This is a genomic window from Chryseobacterium piperi, assembly GCF_002285635.2.
Taxonomy (GTDB): Bacteria; Bacteroidota; Bacteroidia; order Flavobacteriales; family Weeksellaceae; genus Chryseobacterium; species Chryseobacterium piperi.
The window spans coordinates 1,469,871-1,488,781 of the sequence record NZ_CP023049.2; the positions used below are offsets into that span (position 1 = coordinate 1,469,871).

An 18,911-nucleotide genomic window follows, 5' to 3' on the forward strand; every position below is an offset into this window, starting at 1 on the left:
CATTGTGTAAATCTAAAGGTAATCTGTGGTGAAAAAATAACCCTTTATTAAGAAATTTCTCCTGCGAAATGACAAACTCTCATAAAATTTGCCATTCTGCAAATCAGCCATTTTGCCTTTACCAACATAGCATCTATTCAATCTGTAGTAAGATTTTACTTAATCAGCCACATGGTTTCATTGATATTATCTCCTCCGGGATACTGTTTATTAATCGCATTCGTAAGATTCGTATTATTAGTATTTATTTCAGAGGCAGGATACATCCATCTTTTAGGAATCTTGCCATTATTCAGAATCCCTTTTCCATCTGTATTAAATTTAGGGAACCCAGTTCTTCTCTGATCATAAAATATGCGCCAGCCGGTATTAAAAAACAAAGCCGTATGCTTCTGATCCATAATCTGCTCTATTTCCTTTCCAGGCTGCAGGTTAATCCCCGACTGGCCTACATACATATTCGCATCATCCGGATTTACTTTATAAAAATTCATAGAAGCATTGATTCCTTTCAGATAATAGGTATTCGCATTTCCGGTGATCCAACCACGAACAGCTGCTTCGGCTAGAATAAACTGCAATTCTGCATACCCCATCAACAAAGTAGGTTCATTAACCGGATCATCAAAGTACCTTGGATTAATCCTTGATGCCAGACCATTGGATGCTTTTGTAGAGTTTTCTCCCAGATCCCCACTTCCATATAATCCATCATAAAAGCTAAATGGATCTGTTGGGGAGGTTCCTACTGTACTTGTCTTCCTTTCAGCCATCTTAAATAATCTTGGATCCTTTGATACTTTGAGTTTATCTACAAAGCTCTGCTCCATGTAATAAGCTGTTTTCAGCTCGTTGCTGTTAAAATAAGGATACCGGTTATTGACAAAGTTGAAGAAAGATAATGCCCCACTGTCTTCACCATTTTCCATAATAGGGTTTTGGGCAGGATTATTCACAATATCGGCAAAAGCCTGTTTCACATTTAAATCCGGATCATCGGTTCTTTTTGACAAATCCATTAAAATTCTTAATCGATAAGAATTGATCAGCTTTCTCCATTTAAGAGGCTGTCCTTTATAGATGAGATCCCCCAGTATCTCTTTATTAAAATCTGAAAGTTCTGTATTAGCCAATGCCAATTCTTTCAACACATCTTTATAAATACTTTTCTGGTCATCATATTTTGGATAAAAGTTATCTGTTTTCACCGCTTCGGTATAAGGAATATCACCGAAAGTCTCAGATAGTGAAATGAAATAATAAGACTTAAAGAAGCGGGCTAATGCCACATATTCCTTGCTTCCCCTTTTATTTGCTTCTTCTACCATTTTCCCGACCTGCTTGATCTGATCATAAACACCAAAAGATCCTCTTTGAAAGTCATAATACTGATCCCGGCTAACGCCGTTGATATATGCCAGTTGCCTGGATGCCAGAGCTGCATCAGCTCTAATATTGCTAAAGGCACTGATCTCAATTCCAGGCAGGAGATTCTGAGCATCTACTGTCTTAGGACGGTTAGGATCATCCTGTAAATTATCAACTCTGCTGCAACTTACTACGCTTACAGCTGTTATTATTGAGAATATATATGTTTTAACTGATTTCATTTCTATTGCTTTTATCATTAAAATTTCACGTTGAGATTCACCCCGAAGCTACTTGTCGCCGGAGTCTGAAGCTGATCCATACCGGAATCAGGGTCTACATTCTTAATCTTTGAAGCCAGCCAGAGATTTCTTGCAATCAGGGAAATACTTGCTGAAGACAGATCCAGTTTTTTGGTAAAGTCTTTTCCAAAATTATAGGTAACCGTTACCTCTCTCAGCTTGATAAAGGTTTGTTTATAGTAATGGTAATTGCTTTCAAAAGCATTACTCGTACTCTGCATAAAAGCATTATAGTTTACGGCAACATCGTTCTGAACAAAAACCCGTGTATCTGATTTTACATTACCATTTTGATCATAGGTAATTGCACCGCTTACTACCCTAACTCCCGGTGCGATATAAGTATTACTTCCGGCATTGGCATCATCCCTGTATTGGTTCACCGTTCCCGGAGCTATACCACCCCACCACATTTTCTGATTGGTTGTAGAATACATAGATCCTCCGATTCTGCCATCAAACAATAAAGACAGTGAGAAATTTTTATAATTAAAATTATTAGAGAACCCATATGTCCAGTCAGGATCAGAATATCCCATATTACTTTCGAATGGCGCTGTAGAATTCACCGGATATCCATTTCTCAGCACCAGCTGTCCGTCAGGTGAGGTCTCATAAGGCATCGTGGTAAGCTTATCCGCTCTTTCTCCAACTCTGATAAAGTTATTTCTACCGTTTGCCGGGTTAAAAAGTGTTGTATAATCCGCACCTCCGTAAGCCTCTTTCAGATATTTACGGTACTGGCTCAAATTAAGCTGAGCGCTCCATTTAAAATCTGATTTTTTGATAACGTCTGCGTTCAGGGTAAATTCTACTCCTCTTCTCTGATACACATTCCCATTCGTCAGATAATATTTATACCCCACTCCTTCTGACAAAGGAACGTACGTTAAGTTGTTATAATCTCTGGTTTGGAAATACGTCACATCCAAATTAATCCGGTTCTTCAATAAAGCAATATTAGTTCCTACTTCCCACGAATCTGTGGTTTCAGGTTTAATATTTGCATCGATCAGAATATCCTCAAAATAAAATGAAGGTACTCCATTCCAACTGGTGTTACTTCTTCTGAAAGCTGAAATATAACCATAGGTATCATTGGTCAGCTTACCACTGGAAACCCGGGCTAAGGATCCTCTCACCTTAGCAAAACTGACCCAATCCGGAAGGGTAAATAACTGATTCAGCAAAACCGACCCGGAAACCGATGGATAGAAATAGCCGTTATTTCCTTTAGGAAGTGTTGAAACTTTATCATGGCGTGCTGTCACGTTCAAGAAAAACGCTTTATAGAACTCCATATCCACATAGCCATAGACACTGTTAATTTGTTCGTATTCCTTTTTGTTTCTGTTACCATCTGTCGGTGCAAATAAAGGCCCCACACTATTGAAAAGGTTGTACCATCCCGGGACGATCAAGCCATCTGTACGAATCTCACTGTTCTTAAGTTCCCTGTAATAATTGGATACATAAGCCTCTCCGCTTAATGAAAAGTTATCAGAATACCGGTTTTGATATTTAAGCCCTAACTCCGAAGTGATATCAAAATAATTTCCATTTACCTGAGTATAATTTCCTAATGACTTGTTACCATATCCGATATAACTTTTAGGCTCCCTGAACTCACGGTTCAGACTGTAAATATTTGCACCTACACGGGCTTTGGCAGATAATTTAGGAACGATCTGGTACTCCAGGTTGACATTTCCCAGAACATTATCTTTATAATAAGGTCTCAGGTATTCATAAGCCTGAAAATACGGGTTATTGTAATAAGACACATTGTAATGCCTTTGCTGATATCCTTCTTTTCCGGCTACCCAGTAATTTCTCAGGTCTCGGATATCCACATCAGCCCCGGTCCATAAAACCAGGTTATACAGGTAATTGGTTGGTCCGTAGCCTACTTCCGGGAAGTTGGAAGTATATTCTTTATTGTAGGTTAATGTTGAATTGATCGTAAGGCCTTCAATAGGATGTACAGAACCTGCCAAGCTGATTGAGGTTGTTTTCAGATCCGTGTTCGGAACAATTCCTTTCTGGTAAATATTGGAAAGAGAAAGTCTGAAAGTTGCTTTCTCGCTGCCCCAATCCACACTGATATTATTAGACTGAATAATTCCGGTATCGAAGAAGTTTTTAATATTATTCTTTCCACGGGAGATCCATGGTAACGGAACCAGCTTTCCGGTTGCCGGATCAACCGGGCTGTTGTATTGGGGAGTTTCAAAATATCCGCTGGGCGTGGAAGGATCTCTCTGATCGAGTTTTGGGCCCCAGATCCATCCGCCTCCTTCACTTCCGGAGCCTTCACCATTGATATACGCATATTTTCCGTTATTACCCGCTCCGTAAACCGTCTGAACTTTAGGAATACGAATAAAAGAGGTCTGAAACATCGTAGAATTGTTAAAGGAAATACTCATTCTTCCCTTTTTCCCTTTTTTGGTGGTAATCATAATGGCTCCATCTTTTCCCACAGATCCATACAATGCAGAAGCCGTAGGACCTTTCAGTACGCTGATATTATCGATATCATCGGCATTAATTCTCCATAAATCAGCAGTCCTGTCCGGAACCCCATCGATTACAATAAGAGGCTTAGCCCCTCTCAGACTGATTCCCGGATCCTGAAAAAGATCTGTGCTGTTCTTGATATTCAATCCGGCTACACGTCCGGAAAGGGAGTTGATAAAATTAGGTTCTTTTACCTTTTCGAAAATTTCTCCCTTTACTTCCTGAACGGCATATCCTATCGTTTTTTTCTCTTTTTTGATTCCCAAGGCTGTAATAACAACCTCATCGATGTTTTTTTCATGGGTTTTCAAGCTGTCGGGGCCGCCTGTTTTCTGTACGTTTTGGCCATAGGCTTCCAGGCCGGTGATTAACCCCAGCCCAATTAAAAGGTGTAATTTCATAAGTAATTCCTTATTTAGTATGTTGCGAGATCCAAGTATTCAGAAAACCGTCTTTGGTTTTCAGGACGATCTTATAGAAATCGGAATGACCTGTTTTCAGACTGGAAGTAAACTTTCCGCTTCCCAGATTGGCTTTTCCCAATAATCGGTAGGAATCCTTCCCTCCGTCTTTGAAATGATTGGTATCTGTAATATATACTTCTGCCATTTCTTTAGACGGACCGGTTGTTTTCCAGGTAACTTCAAGTATTTTATCAGGTGATAACGAGGCTTGCAGATGATAAGCCGTTCTGTTCTTAAGTAAATCAACCCCATCTATTTCCTGTTGAACCGCTGCGGGTACTTTAAGATCCAGGAAATCGGTCATTGTAGGGAGTATATCTGTAACTGCTACACGGTTATTTTTTGCATAACTATTAATTGTTGGCTTATTGATCGCGATCCAGATATTACGCTCCCTGTCACTTTGTCCACCATGTCCTTTCCCATTACTTGCAGATCTTCCATGATCTGTAGTCACTACAAACAGCCAGTCTTCTCCATGTTTTGCTTCACGCTCTTTTACGGAATCATATATTTTCCCGATCAATCGATCTTCAAAAGAAATCGCTTTATATAAAATATCTCCATCCCCATGGCGATGTCCCATATCATCGGTAAACTCTAAATATACCCACGATACATCGGGTCCATTCTGTGCAATATAGCCCGCTGCTTTTTCTGCTACCAGGCTATCGATTTTACGGATGTAGCCGCTTTGCTTGTCGTGCGGGAACTTCAGGGTATCTTTTTCTAAGCCATCATAGGCAAAATCCATTTTTATGTTTCCCGTCGCTTTCAGATTTTCGCCGATCAGCTTGGTCCGGTTATCTTCCCATGTGGAAAAGACAGCAGCCTTCTTATCTGGAAACTGGTCCTTAAAAAGCCTGAAAATGGTAGGATAACTGTAATTAGGAGCCTTGATATCATTATCGAAAACATTATGTTTGTTCACCCATGTTCCAGTAAGCAGACTGTTATAGCCTACTGCAGAAATCGTTGGTGTCTCACTATATCCGTCTTTTTCACCACCTACATAAGCTTTCAGAAAAGCACCATCATTTTTAATCCTGTCCAGGTTTGGAGTTTCAGCTTTGCCCAGCATGTCTTCGGCAATACCATCTACAATGATAAACACCACTTTTTTCTGGGTCGAATTCTTTTGGCCAAATGTATAACAGCTCAAAAAAGAAAGAAGAATAAATACGTAATTTTTAGAAAAGTTCATCCGATGTTTTTTGTTCCGCAAAATTCAATAAAAAACGCAGAGTATCTTTTAATAAAACATTAACAAACAAGTCAAATATATTAATTTTAATTAAATTCATGCCTATTTATATCTTTATCCTACCGTTTTCCTTGTGAATCAATGATTCCTACAAAGGTATTTTTACAATAACACAAAACCCGGCAACATTTGTCGGGTTTGATTATTACAAGATGATTCAGTCTAATAAAGATAGACATGAAAATTAAACATATACTGTGTTCTATCGATGAGGGTGACATTCACATTATCCGGATGGGTAGGATCTGTATTCCTGAAGCCGAAGCTCCAGCCTCCCCCAGGATGAGTAATACACCAGGTTCTCAGATTATTGACATCTGCAGTACTCATCTGATTCCCGGCAAAACCACAATTGAAACGGGTTCCGTTGATTACACATTGAATTTGTATCGGTCCATTATCTGTAGTATTACAGATGAAATTTCCGATAGTACTGGTAACATATTTGTTGTAGGCGGCCATAATGCATTCTTCTACGGACCGCAAAGTTAAATGTGCCATGATTTAATTGGTTTTTAGGTTATTTTATTTTTATGGTGTTGATGGGTTTAAGCCCATTTAATGGTATAGAGTTCTGCAATATTTTTAGGCCGGGTTTCTTTTCCGTCTATACTATCATTAGTTTTAGACGTGCTGCTTGTATTAATAATAGTAGCGGCACCTTTATCTCCGATTAGAATCGGCTTATTAATAGAAAAGTCCAAACCATGATTGTGTTTCAGGAAAACATCTCCTTCAAAAGTACTCACATGATCTCCGGTAAGAGTTCCTGTGCCCGGTTTTGTCCGGTTATTGGCATCAGGATCCGCTTTAGCTCCGTTATTCCATGCCCGGCTAAAATAACCACGCATATCCAGCAACATAGAATTTCCTTTTTTCCCCGTTCCAAACCGTTGATTGATTACAGAATTTAGTCGGGTATAGTTATCATCCAATTCTATGGGCTCATTACATAGAGAGAGTTCTCCTTCGGGAGGAGCTTCAGTCGCTATATACTGCTTTCGTTCTCCTATTACTCCTTGTACCATACATGGTAAATTCTCCAGAGCCATGCTTCCTATATTGATATAACACCCTGAAATTCTGACCGTCATAAATGGTACGGCAGTTTCTATTGAGAATATTAGTCTGTCAGCTGCTACATCCATCGTCATTTGTAATCCGATTTCCATATTTCCTTTTGTCGACCGTGTTGTTGAAAAAGAATTGATCCCATCATACAAGCTTACTTTTATGTCGCCTGGTATATCTGTTGCCAATATGATCTTTGCTGTAATCATTTTCCCCGGGAGCATTTGTTTCCATCTTGGAAATTCATGAAGCGCCTGTGCAAATCTCATCCATTCACTTCCTCCACTTTTCTTAATGATACATTGCTTATTATCATTATCAAAGTTGATGCTGCCGTTAGATCCATTATCTTTATAGGTCCATCCATCCGGAATACCGTAAAGGATAGCATCTCCATTTTTGATCTGATTACTGAAATATCTGAAATCAAAATTATAAACAAGATTCCTTTGCTGGGCTACATATAAATAATCCTGTATTGTTTCTATATCTTCTTTAATGGCTTGGGTTTTCATGATCTAAAAATTTTATAAAATACAAGAGGCTGCTCACCAACCTCTTGTATTATCAATATGAATTTCGATTTAAAGATCTGCTTCAAGATAGAGAATTGACCCCTCAATCTGTTTAGCCTTCCCAGAATTGATGAATTTCCCAGAGTCAGAATCATACTGAACAGAAAATGTATTTATCCCGGCTCCATATTTTAATTGCGTCATCGGAGAAGTTACTGTGGTTACCACAGAATTACTTACCACGTCAGACTGAATCCAAATATATACCGTAGTATAAGGAGTCATATAAGCAGTACTTGCTTTAATCACCGCAGCAGCAGAAGTAGCGTTCCCCGCGATTTCCGTACCGTTTACCGTTGCATCCTGATACAGACCTACTGTCATGTAAGGTTTATCATATAAATTTTGTAAAGCAAAAGCATTAGCCTGTCCTCCGGATGCCGGTCCGGAAATAACTGCACTGGTTTCTAATGTATACAGCTTTGACATGGCTGCTCCGATCGGAACATTTGACAGCTGGCTTAGCTTAGCACCATTCACAACATCTGAAGTAGATGCGTAAATTCCATATTCTTCAGACCAGGCTAAAGTGTTTGCCTGCATAGGTCTGAATACCTGCCAAGCTACATTAGGTTTTGATCCTCCACTCTGTTTTGCAACGACAACGTTAGAACCTGTCATATACAATACTTGTAATTGTTCGTTAGTAAAAGCGACGTTTAAATTATAATCAGCCATTTTATTAGTTTTTGGTTTTCCTACTCTATTGATACAGGCTTTTCGGATTACGCCTTGTCCATATTCTTTTTGAAGCTTCAGTTAAATGAACAAGTCAAAGTAACAAAGAAAAAAAAGCCAATACTACAGTATAAATAACCAAATAGTGAATTACGTAAAAACACGGATTACAATTTAGACCATGTTTTCATCATGCAGCTCTTGATTGAACACTCAAAAGCTTTTTAAAAATTTAATAAAGAATTTCTTTTTTGTGTTTCTCGCAGATTGAGCTGATTTGGCAGATCTTATAATAATATTTGAACATAATGTAAGCGATATTATTCGTGCATTTGTGGCTAAAAAAATAAATTATAAAATTATAATAGCCACGAATGCACGAATCTTTTCTCTTTACGTGGTAGAATCTGCTAAATCTGCATGATCTGCGAGTAAAAAATAGTAAGCGTTTCAATGATGATGTAGATTTTTACAGAAAATGAAGTCAATGACAAAAACATAATGAGACTATTTAAGCTCTCTTTACCTCAAGTGATGTAGGGGAAGTTATTGAATCTACTTTTTATTATAATTCAATAGCAGGAAGTTCCCGATACAAAATCACTCTTCGTTTCACTACGAATGATTTCACTCGAACTGACGAATGATATTATCTTTATCATTGTCGTTTCGAGTAGGTTTTGTAAAAACCGTATCGAGAAATTTATTATTCAAAAGTCCTCATTATTCTTTTTTTGTCTCAATGCATAAAGTATTCTGCCTGATCAGCTTAAATAAAAACACCTGCTGACAAGCTATTGTCAACACTCTCCCCTACTTTTGTTTATAATTATTATATACCTCTAAATTTTAAAATTGTATGAAACTAATTTCATTAAGAATTATCACCAAAGACATTCAAAAATCAGTCTCATTTTACGAAAGCGTTATGAGATTAACAGCGCAATGGTATACAGAAGATTTTGCAGAACTTTCTACCGGCTCTATAACATTGGCCATCGGAAGTACCCGAACCATGAAACTTTTTAGTGAAACCCTGACAGAGTTAGGCGGCAGTAAAACAAATATTATAGAATTTCTTGTGACCAACGTCGATGAGGAGTACGAAAGGATTAAAAGCCTGACAAACGATATTGTTCAGGCACCCACCACCATGCCCTGGGGCAACCGCTCTCTCCTGTTTTGTGATCCGGACGGGAATCTCATTAACTTTTTCACGCCTGTAACTCCGGAAGCAATAAAGAAATTTAGTTAAGAATCTTCTTGAAAGAAAGGATAGCTTCCTCTTATTAATAAAAAATACTGCTTCGAATGAAGCAGTATTTTTTATTATAACCTCTTTTCCTAAAACAGGAACAGATTTTATGTTTCTTGTCCATCTGCTGTCTGCAACAAATCCTTCCTATACCTTATACCCCACTCACCCATGGTATCAATTATCGTATGCAGGCTTTCTCCAAAACAGGTCAATTCATAATCTACGGAAACCGGCATGGTGTTGTTCTGGGTTCTTTTGATCAGGTTATTCATCTCGAGATCCTTCAATTCTTTCGAAAGTGTTTTTGAAGCAATCCCCTCTACCTGTCTTTTTAAATCCATAAAACGCATTTTCCCAATATAGTACAAATGGCTTATAATTAAGGTTTTCCATTTTCCATCTAACAAATACATTGTATCCCTTACCCCACGGATGTGGTTTTTGCATTCTAAAGCGACTTCAATTTTATCTTTTTTCATACCCTGAAATTAGAATTCAAAATTACAAAATCTATCTGATAAAAAGCCACCTGGTTACTTTTTAGTAACTGGTTACCAACGGGTAACAGGTATATAATCGAAACCAAAACGCCCTAACTTTGTCCCATCAAAAGAGAGTTAATCTCAAGCAATTTTAAACTAAAAACATTTCAACATTATGTCACTACAAGAAGCATTACATTGGAGATTTGCTACCAAAAGCTACAACGGAAAAACAATAGAAAATGAAAAGATCAGCCAGATTCTGGAAGCTATTCGTCTGGCACCCTCCAGTTCCGGATTACAACCTTTTAAAGTATTTGTGATCACGAATAAGGAATTAAAAGAAAAACTACAGCCTATTGCATGCGACCAGAAGCAGATTGTTCAGGCCTCTCACCTATTGGTTTTTGCTGCCTGAGACGAGTATACGCCGGAAAGAATTAATTCATTTTTCGAATTCAGTAACAAGGAACGAAACCTGCCGTCCAGCGCTACCGACGATTACCGTTTAAATCTTCTGGACAGGCTGGATAAAAAAGATAAGGATCAGCATTTTATGAATACCTCACAGCAAACGTATATCGCATTGGGATTCGGAATGTTAGCTGCCGCTCATCTGAAAGTTGATGCCACTCCTTTGGAAGGGTTTGATAATATAGCTTTTGATGAATTCCTCAGCCTTCCTGCACAGGGTTTAAAAAGTACGGTTCTTTTGGCTTTAGGGTATAGAGATGAAGAGAACGACTGGCTGCTCAATCTTAAAAAAGTAAGAAGGTCTAATGATGAATTGTTTATTGAGCTTAGCTAGCGGTGAGACAGTTTTTGGATATTTGGTTAAACTCAAAGGCGCAAGGAGATTAAAATAAGAGGCTGTTTTTAAGGCGCTATAAAATCTAAGATTTTCGGTGAGGAGAATAATGTTTGTAAAATAATTAGAATCTTATTAAGTTTAATTAGAATTTTAGATCGTAAGACGGAAACCCTATTCAATTGATATTAATAGGGTTTCCGTTTATATTGCTCTCATATAAATTGCAGAGCTATTCTTTTGCAGATTCATTTTGTCTTTTGAAAAAATTCACAGCTTTAGTATCTGTTCCATTCAACTTATTTTCCGCAATCAGGCTACATGATCCCTCAATCCGGCTACGTGTAACTCTTGTTATAAGATGACCTTTGCTTAGTAAACTTTAAATAAGAAAAAAGATGAAATCAAGAAAATTAAGAGATATGGTAGTATCCGAAATAGGATATGGTAGTATGGGACTTAGCCAAGGGTATGGATCTGTACCAGATCGAAAAGAGTCTATTGAATTAATTCGCAGCATCTATGATCTTGGCTGTAACTTTTTTGATACTGCCGAAGCCTACGCAATGGGAGACAATGAAAGCTTGCTGGGCGAAGCTCTAACCGGCATCCGAAATAAAGTCACCATTGCGTCCAAGTTCTGGATTCAAGAAAGTACGGAAGATTATTCAATCGAAAAATTAATGGGTACCATTAAAAATAAAATAGAAAACTCATTAAAAAGGCTGAAAACAGACCATATCGAATTATACTATCAGCATCGTGTGAATAAAGATATTCCCGTTGAAGATATTGCGTATTGCATGGGTGAGCTGATTAAAGAAGGAAAAATACTAGGTTGGGGACAATCACAGGCAACAGAACAGGAAATCAGAAGAGCTCATGCGATTACACCAATCACTGCAATCCAAAGTGAATATTCTATCATGGCCCGGCAGTTCGAAAAAGACGTCATTCCAACTTGCGGGGAACTTGGAATTGGATTTGTGGCTTTTTCTCCTTTAGCTAATGGTTTCCTATCCGGCCAGATAAGTGCTGAAATACAGTTTAAAGGAATAGATGCCAGAAGGGTTATCACCCGTTTCGAGAATAATAATATTATTGCCAACCAGCCTTTACTGGAAGTACTGCATCGGTTTGCCAGATTAAAAGAAGCAACTCCCGCACAAATCTCTCTGGCCTGGATGCTGCATAAAAACAATTTTATAGTCCCTATTCCCGGTTCAAGAAACCTGAAAAGGGTTCAGGAGAATATGGGCTCAGCGGAACTTGTACTCAATGAGAATGAATTTAACCAAATAGAAACAGCATTGTCTTCCATTCAAATTCATGGTAATAGAGCGGATGAAGATCTTGCCAAACTCCGGACATTAAAAGATTAATTTTATGGCACAAGAATGGGCAGACCAAAGAGATTTATCCCTAAATTGTAAGTAAATTCACTGAATCAAAAAACAACATCAATACATTCATTCGAAATGGATAAAAATTTTCCGCAAAAATTTAATTCTTTATCTGAATTACATAAGGTGTTTGGGCTGCAAAAGCCCTTACATCCTTTGGTAAGTTTTATCAATATCAAAGACATCACATTGAGTCAAGATGAACTGGCTCCAACCATAATTCTCAATTTCTATAAAATTGCATTTAAAACAGATTTGTGTAGCCAGGCAAGATATGGACAGAATTATTATGATTTTGGAGAAGGTGGATTGGTATTCACGGCTCCTAATCAAATCTTTGAAAGCCCTAATAATAAAGCTAATTCCGGTTATATTCTTTTTTTCCATCCTGATTTTATTTTGGCTAATCCTTTGGCTAAAAAAATTAAAAAATATGGTTTCTTTTCGTATGCTGCCAATGAAGCTTTACATCTTTCCGAAAAAGAAAAGGAAACCATATTATCGGTTTTTACCATCATAGAGGAAGAATTGAATAACAGAATAGATGACTTTAGTCAGGATGTGATGATTGCACAAATAGAACTCTTATTGAGCTATAGCAACCGCTTTTACAAGCGACAATTTATTACCCGAAAAGCAGTCAATCATAATTTGCTGGAAAAATTTGAAGAGATACTAGACCATTATTTCAACACATCAACTTTATTGGAACAAGGAATTCCCACCGTGCATTTCCTTGCCGAAAAACTAAATCTTTCTCCCAGTTATCTGAGTGATTTAATGCGCTCTCTTACAGGGCAAAGCACGCAACAACACATTCATCATAAACTCAACGATCTCGCAAAGGAAAAGCTTTCGACAACCCAATTATCTATCAGCGAAATTGCATATGAACTAGGCTTTGAACACCCGCAATCTTTTAGTAAATTCTTCAAGAAAATGACAAAGAAGACTCCGCTTGAATTCAGGGAGTCATTTAATCAATACTTTTCTTGAAAACACCAGAATCTATTTTCCGGCTACAATAAAATGCGTTCCGGCTACATGAACCCTATACTTTCTGCTCAACTTTGTCATATAAAAAAATAAGCATACAATGAAAGTATTTGTAACAGGAGCCACAGGCTTTGTAGGCTCAGCAGTAGTAAAAGAATTACAATCCGCCGGACATGAAGTAATCGGATTAGCCCGGTCGGAAGAATCAGCAAAAAAATTAGAGGAATCAGGTGCAGAAGTATATTACGGAGACCTCAGCCAACCGGAGACATTAATAGACGCTGTAAAAAAAGCTGATGCGGTAATTCACCTTGGCTTTATTCACGACTTCAACAGGTTTAAGGAAATGTGTATCCTGGATGGACAGGTTATCGAAACCATTGGTTCAGCTCTGGAAGGAACTGAAAAACCGTTCGTTATCACTTCAGGAACCGGAATTATTAAAAAACAGGGAATAATTACCGAAGATGACCGTCCAGAAGGAGATGCCAATCCACGGACTCTAACGGAATTCGCTGCTGACAAGGTAGCTTCTAAAGGAGTTAAAGTGGCTGTAGTACGTCTTCCTATAGTTCATGACCTGGGAGACAAAATAGGCTTCCTTTCGTTACTGATTGGTATTGCAAAGACCAAAAGCTTTTCAGCTTTTATTGAAAATGGAACCAACACCTGGTCCGCTGTACATCGTCAGGATGCTGCAAAGTTGTTCCGTTTAGTAGCAGAAAAGCAGTTTGAAAGCGGAGTTCGTTATCACGCTGTCGCTGAAAAGGGAATAGAATTTAAAAAGATTGCCGAAACAATAGGTTCCCAACTCAATCTGCCTGTACAATCAGTAGCTGCCGACGATGCTGCGGAACATTTCACCTGGTTTACCCATTTTGCTCAAATGAATATGCTGGCTTCCAGCACTGCTACACAGCAGGAATTAGGATGGTCTCCTACTCAAATTGATTTGATCTCAGATTTACAAAGCGAAGCCTATTTCCCTGCTGAATAAATCGTAAATTTACTTTGTATCACTTCAGAAAAGAACAGGCAGAAATGGATCTGCCTATTCTTCTCTTTTATCCAAAAAATTATGGCCTCAAAAGAACTCATCAGAATTAAAACGATCTCCGAGTACCATGCTCTGCGTGGCCTGCCCAAGCCTAAGCATCCGCTGATCAGTGTTATTGATTTTGCTGACATGCAAAAACAATCTCAAAAAGGAAGTGAAACCCTGATATTCGATTTTTATTCGCTTTCTGTGAAAAGAAATATGAGCCATAAATACAAATATGGCCAAAAGGATTATGACTTTGATGAGGGTATTCTTTTTTTCATAGCCCCTAATCAGGTTCTGCGTATTGAAACCGAAGAAAACACACAGCCTCCGACAGGCTGGATGCTTATTATTCATCCTGATTTTCTATGGAATAAAACCTTGGCCAAAACCATCACCCAATATGAGTTTTTTGACTATTCCCTGCATGAAGCCTTATTCCTTTCAGGAGATGAAGAACAAATCCTTCAGCAGTTAATTGAAAACATTCGTCAGGAATACAATACCAATACGGATAAATTCAGCAGTGATATTATGGTTTCTTTATTGGAAGCTCTTTTCAACTATTCCAACCGTTTTTATCAACGTCAATTCATCACCCGGGACAAAGCCCACCACGAAATCCTCGAACGTCTTGAAATAGTTTTGAACAAGTATTTTAACAGTGAAATGATGATTAGCAATGGAATTCCTACAGTTCAGTACATTTCAGATCAGCTCAACATTTCTCCGGGATATCTCAGAACACTTCTCCACAACCTTACCGGACAGAACACCCAACAATTTATTCACCAGAAATTAACCGAAAAAGCTAAAGAAAAATTAAGTACAACCAGCCATAGCGTTAGTGAAATAGCTTATGAACTAGGGTTTGAACATCCACAGTCTTTCAGCAAATTTTTTAAAAAAATGACCAATACGACTCCGCTTGCGTTTAGGGAAATGTTTAACTAAAAGCTTTAAAACCTAAAGCTAATTCTTAAATGGTAAAGTTCTAGGCATTATGCTTTATTTAAACACAAAGTTTTTAGAGACGAATGCATCATTTTAGTAAGCAAAGGCGGATACATCTGTCTCGCAAAGCACAACGCTTCATCTAATCAACTTGTTAATTCAACCTTTGCTCTCTTTAAATAATACATATAAGTCTTTGCGTTATAATTTAATTCCTATTAACAAGCTTTTTAAAAAATGACCAATACGACTCCCTTTGCGTTTAGGGAAACTTTCAATTGACTTTTATTTTCTTAAGATATATCGGTAATGATCTTTTCAGTTTGAAAATTATATCGCAAATGAAATTATATTGTATATTGAAAAAAAAATCATGATCAGACCTCTTAACTGTAGTCTACTCCTTTTTATTGCTGTTTTTCTGCTGGGGACACAGACGTTTGCTCAGAAAAATAAAGCAACACTAATCAATGAATATTTAGATAAAACCCACCAGTCTGGCCTTTTCAATGGAAACATATTAATCGCTGATCACGGAAAAATAATTGTAAAAAAAGCAATCGGTTATGCAGATGCATCCAAAAAAAATCCACTGACAACACAGTATCGTTTTCATATAGGATCAATAGCAAAAGAATTTGATGCAGTCGGAATTATGATGCTTCATGAGCAAGGCAAATTAAACATCAACGATAAAGTATCTAAGTTTTTTCCGAACCTACATTCATGGGCCAGTGAGATCAGTATTAAAAATTTACTTCAATATACTAGCGGATTACCAGATATCAACTGGAAAACGGTGCATAGTGATGCAGATCATTGGAAAGATTTAGAATCTCTTCAAAAACTTGATTTTGAACCTGGAACGAGTTACGCTTACAATAATAACAACACTTTTTTACGCCGAAGAATCATTGAAAAAGTAACAAAAATACCTTTTAATGAATTTGTTTTACAAAACATTCTTAAAAAAGCAGGTATTACTAACGGATTGGTCGATCCAACTGATAATGATCCATTGATGGCAAGATCATTTGATAATAATTTTAAACAAGACGGATTAGAAGTTCCAATATCCGGCTGGACCTGCTTAAACCTGGATGATTTTTATAAATGGGCGCAATGTATAGATAACTTTTGTATCATCAATCCGACTTCAACGTATGAAATAATTATTCCTTTTAGTCCTGATAAGCAAGCCGGTCTGGGTAATGGAAGTATGGAAGCTGACAAAGTAATCAGTCATGTCCACGATGGCAGCGCCATACATTATCAGGCTCTCGTACAAACTGAAACCAAAAAAGGCAGAACAATCATCATTTTATCTAATCAGAAACAAGGAAATGTTTATGAAATCGCCGAAGCTACAGAAGCTATATTGGATGGCCACAAAAATGAGAACAATTAATTAAGTATTAAAAATAGACTACCTACTTAGCCTCACTAAAGCTTCCATTGCTTTTTTAGCATCTTCTTTCCCCACAAAAATATGATCATGAAAGTAAGCAGCCACCACATTACAGCTAATACCTTCCTGTTTCAGTGCATTGGCAAAAGCAGCAGTAAGCCCCACAGCTTCCAGAGAAGAATGGATATTTAAAGTAATCCATGAAGAAATATAACTGTATTCCAGATTCCATTCATCAGCAACCTTTTTTTCTACAACTATCGTAACAGCTTCCTTTTCACGAAAGAAAAACAAAAGTTTATCCAAATCCGGAACGTGATCTAACTTCTCAATGGTACAGAAGACGTATTCTCCAGCGTTCCATACAGGCTCCATGTTTTGCAGCAATATTGATAAATCTTTTTCTCCCGACATATTTTTTTATACAAAACTAGATTTTATGAAGCAGAATTCATAGTCATTGATATATTTTACAGTGTTTTTAAAACTTTAGCCGCACCCTCGTGTTTAGGATTAAGTTCCAGTACTTTTTGGTAATTCTGCTTCGCTTTATCTTTTTGTCCGGCTTTCAGATAATCTTCTCCCAGGCTGTCATATACATTATCGCTCTTAGGATACAATAGGGTATTCACACGGAAAACATCAATAGCTTTGGTAATATCTTTTTGCCGAAGCAAAGCATAGCCTGTTCCATTGATCGAACCTTCAGAAAGCTGTTCATTATCAGGATCTGCCATCCTGGCTTTTTGATATGCCACTAACCCCTGATCGAATTGTCCTTCCAGAATCAGTTCAAGAGGTGTTTTTTCATCTTTATCCATCTGCTCTCCTTTCAATCGAATCGTTTTATCGGACAAAACCTGTACAAATTCCTTCTTTCCTGTTTTAGTATTTGTTTTGAACATTACTTTATAGTCCCAGTTTCTCAGAGCATACGTGTTCTCTCCTACTTTAATAAGTTCTGCTGGTTCCTCTACATTATTAATCGCCATCAGCTTTCCTTTCTCTGTATAGATTTTATAAAAACCATATTTATCAAACTTATAACGTCCTGTATAACTGTTTAAGTCTTTTTGGGCCAAGGGTAAAATTTTATCGACAGGATTCATAAAGTTAGGCCATTGGTACACAGTCGCAACTGAACGAACCACTTCATTGATAAACTCAGGTTTATTGGTATTGGTTAAAACTACAATACCATCACCACTGGTTTTACTTCCCGAAAAATCGCTGCTGAAACCTTCATTCCAACCACCGTGATGAAAGTATACCTGTCCGTTTTTATTGGCAACAAAAATTCCTAACCCTATAAAAGGCTCAATAAACGGGCTCGTAAATTCTTCCGCCATCTTTTGAGAGATGATCGTATGACTTTTACCGCTTAATGTATTTTGAATATCAATCACAAACTTCGCATAATCTTCAGCAGTCGTCCACAAACCGGCCGGTGCCTGTTCAGGGTATGTATGATATCTTCCCGGAACTTTCGTCCCATTCTCGGCATAGGCTGTAGCAGCTAAAGAAGCCTTCGCTTCCGATAATGGCTGAACAAACGTGCTGTTTTTCATACCTAATGGGGTGAGAACTTTTTCATTCATAATAGTTGCAAAGTCCTTCCCTTCAATATCGATCAGCATCTGTTGCATCACACAATATCCGCCTCCTGAATACCGAAACGATTTTCCCGGTACTTTATCTACAAAAATAGCCGGAGTATTAGCCGGGCTTTGCCCATTTAAAAGCTGAATCAATGTCGGCAAAGGTTGACCTGGTTCATATCCTGGAAATCCTCCTACCGTAAGACCGGCAGTATGGCTGACTATATTTTTGAGCGTAACCTTTTTCTCTTTTGTAAATTCATTTTCTGGAATTTTCCATAATTTCAAATAGGAATTTATATCAGCATCCGGATCTATTTTCCCAAGCTCTACTTCTTTTAATGCTGCGTAAGCACTTACAGGTTTACTCATAGAGGCTACCTGAAATAACGTTTGGGGAGTTGCCGGAATTTTAGTTTCTACATCTGTCAGACCGTAAGCCTTACTCCAAATTACCTTAGAATTTTTGATCACAGCAATACTTACTGCGGGAACATTATAATACTTCATCCGGGACTCTAAAGTCCAGGTTGGTTCACCCTGAAATCTCACAGGAGGTACCAATCCGGATTCTACCTTTTCAATTTCTTTTTTTAGCTGAGCATCTGTCTGGGCAAATGCTGGATTACCCATTATTCCAAATAATAGGACTATATAAAGAGAGGTTTTGGTTTTCATAGTTTTTACATTTGAATACTTAAAAGTAGATAACTTTTACGA

At 37.7% G+C, this 18,911-nt stretch carries 15 protein-coding genes and 1 pseudogene; 7 read left to right on the plus strand and 9 right to left on the minus strand.

What is annotated here, in order from left to right; translation table 11 throughout:
- Positions 1-155: 155 nt before the first annotated feature.
- From CJF12_RS06450 to CJF12_RS06475, 6 genes are all read right to left on the minus strand, one after another.
- Positions 156-1,610: a SusD/RagB family nutrient-binding outer membrane lipoprotein gene (locus CJF12_RS06450; protein WP_034683331.1), complete on the minus strand. Its 1,455-nt coding sequence runs from the start codon at positions 1,608-1,610 to the stop codon at positions 156-158.
- A 17-nt stretch (positions 1,611-1,627) separates the two neighbouring features.
- Positions 1,628-4,591 (minus strand): SusC/RagA family TonB-linked outer membrane protein, encoded by a 2,964-nt coding sequence (locus CJF12_RS06455; RefSeq protein WP_034683036.1) that lies wholly within the window; start codon positions 4,589-4,591, stop codon positions 1,628-1,630.
- A 10-nt stretch (positions 4,592-4,601) separates the two neighbouring features.
- Positions 4,602-5,858: an alkaline phosphatase family protein gene (locus tag CJF12_RS06460; protein ID WP_034683039.1), complete on the minus strand. Its 1,257-nt coding sequence runs from the start codon at positions 5,856-5,858 to the stop codon at positions 4,602-4,604.
- Positions 5,859-6,080: 222 nt separating this feature from the next.
- Positions 6,081-6,419, minus strand: a complete 339-nt coding sequence (locus CJF12_RS06465) for a hypothetical protein (protein ID WP_131329519.1) — start codon at positions 6,417-6,419, stop codon at positions 6,081-6,083.
- A gap of 47 nt (positions 6,420-6,466) precedes the next feature.
- A complete protein-coding gene (locus CJF12_RS06470; protein WP_051887232.1) occupies positions 6,467-7,504 on the minus strand; it encodes a hypothetical protein in 1,038 nt (345 codons plus the stop codon).
- 69 nt (positions 7,505-7,573) lie between these two features.
- Entirely contained in the window at positions 7,574-8,242 is a 669-nt protein-coding gene (locus CJF12_RS06475; protein ID WP_131329521.1) for a hypothetical protein, read from the minus strand.
- Between the two features lie 859 nt (positions 8,243-9,101).
- On the opposite strand from CJF12_RS06475, the gene CJF12_RS06480 reads away from it, so the two are divergent.
- Complete coding sequence (locus CJF12_RS06480; protein ID WP_034683048.1) at positions 9,102-9,497, plus strand: VOC family protein; 396 nt, start codon at positions 9,102-9,104, stop codon at positions 9,495-9,497.
- Positions 9,498-9,604: 107 nt separating this feature from the next.
- Here the strand turns inward: CJF12_RS06480 and CJF12_RS06485 are convergent, their stop codons facing one another.
- Positions 9,605-9,979 (minus strand): winged helix-turn-helix transcriptional regulator, encoded by a 375-nt coding sequence (locus tag CJF12_RS06485; RefSeq protein WP_034683051.1) that lies wholly within the window; start codon positions 9,977-9,979, stop codon positions 9,605-9,607.
- Positions 9,980-10,157: 178 nt separating this feature from the next.
- Between CJF12_RS06485 and CJF12_RS06490 the strand changes: the two are divergent.
- The 6 genes and pseudogenes from CJF12_RS06490 to CJF12_RS06515 all read left to right on the plus strand — a co-directional run bounded on the left by CJF12_RS06490 (position 10,158) and on the right by CJF12_RS06515 (position 16,593).
- A pseudogene (locus CJF12_RS06490) lies at positions 10,158-10,790 on the plus strand (NAD(P)H-dependent oxidoreductase).
- Positions 10,791-11,188: 398 nt separating this feature from the next.
- Positions 11,189-12,172 carry an aldo/keto reductase gene (locus tag CJF12_RS06495; protein WP_034683055.1) on the plus strand — a complete coding sequence of 328 codons (984 nt, stop codon included), beginning with the start codon at positions 11,189-11,191 and terminating at the stop codon, positions 12,170-12,172.
- Between the two features lie 96 nt (positions 12,173-12,268).
- Positions 12,269-13,189 carry a helix-turn-helix domain-containing protein gene (locus CJF12_RS06500; RefSeq protein WP_034683060.1) on the plus strand — a complete coding sequence of 307 codons (921 nt, stop codon included), beginning with the start codon at positions 12,269-12,271 and terminating at the stop codon, positions 13,187-13,189.
- Positions 13,190-13,289: 100 nt separating this feature from the next.
- A complete protein-coding gene (locus CJF12_RS06505; protein WP_034683064.1) occupies positions 13,290-14,186 on the plus strand; it encodes an SDR family oxidoreductase in 897 nt (298 codons plus the stop codon).
- Positions 14,187-14,267: 81 nt separating this feature from the next.
- Positions 14,268-15,185, plus strand: a complete 918-nt coding sequence (locus CJF12_RS06510; protein WP_034683068.1) for a helix-turn-helix domain-containing protein — start codon at positions 14,268-14,270, stop codon at positions 15,183-15,185.
- Between the two features lie 373 nt (positions 15,186-15,558).
- The gene (locus CJF12_RS06515) at positions 15,559-16,593 is read left to right on the plus strand and encodes a serine hydrolase domain-containing protein (RefSeq protein ID WP_131329523.1); all 1,035 of its coding nucleotides are present in this window, start codon (positions 15,559-15,561) and stop codon (positions 16,591-16,593) included.
- An 18-nt stretch (positions 16,594-16,611) separates the two neighbouring features.
- Here CJF12_RS06515 and CJF12_RS06520 read toward each other — a convergent pair whose 3' ends face one another.
- Together CJF12_RS06520 and CJF12_RS06525 are read right to left on the minus strand one after the other, a co-directional pair.
- Positions 16,612-17,007 carry an ACT domain-containing protein gene (locus CJF12_RS06520; RefSeq protein WP_034683071.1) on the minus strand — a complete coding sequence of 132 codons (396 nt, stop codon included), beginning with the start codon at positions 17,005-17,007 and terminating at the stop codon, positions 16,612-16,614.
- Positions 17,008-17,063: 56 nt separating this feature from the next.
- Positions 17,064-18,869: a serine hydrolase gene (locus tag CJF12_RS06525; RefSeq protein ID WP_051887234.1), complete on the minus strand. Its 1,806-nt coding sequence runs from the start codon at positions 18,867-18,869 to the stop codon at positions 17,064-17,066.
- Positions 18,870-18,911: the final 42 nt, after the last annotated feature.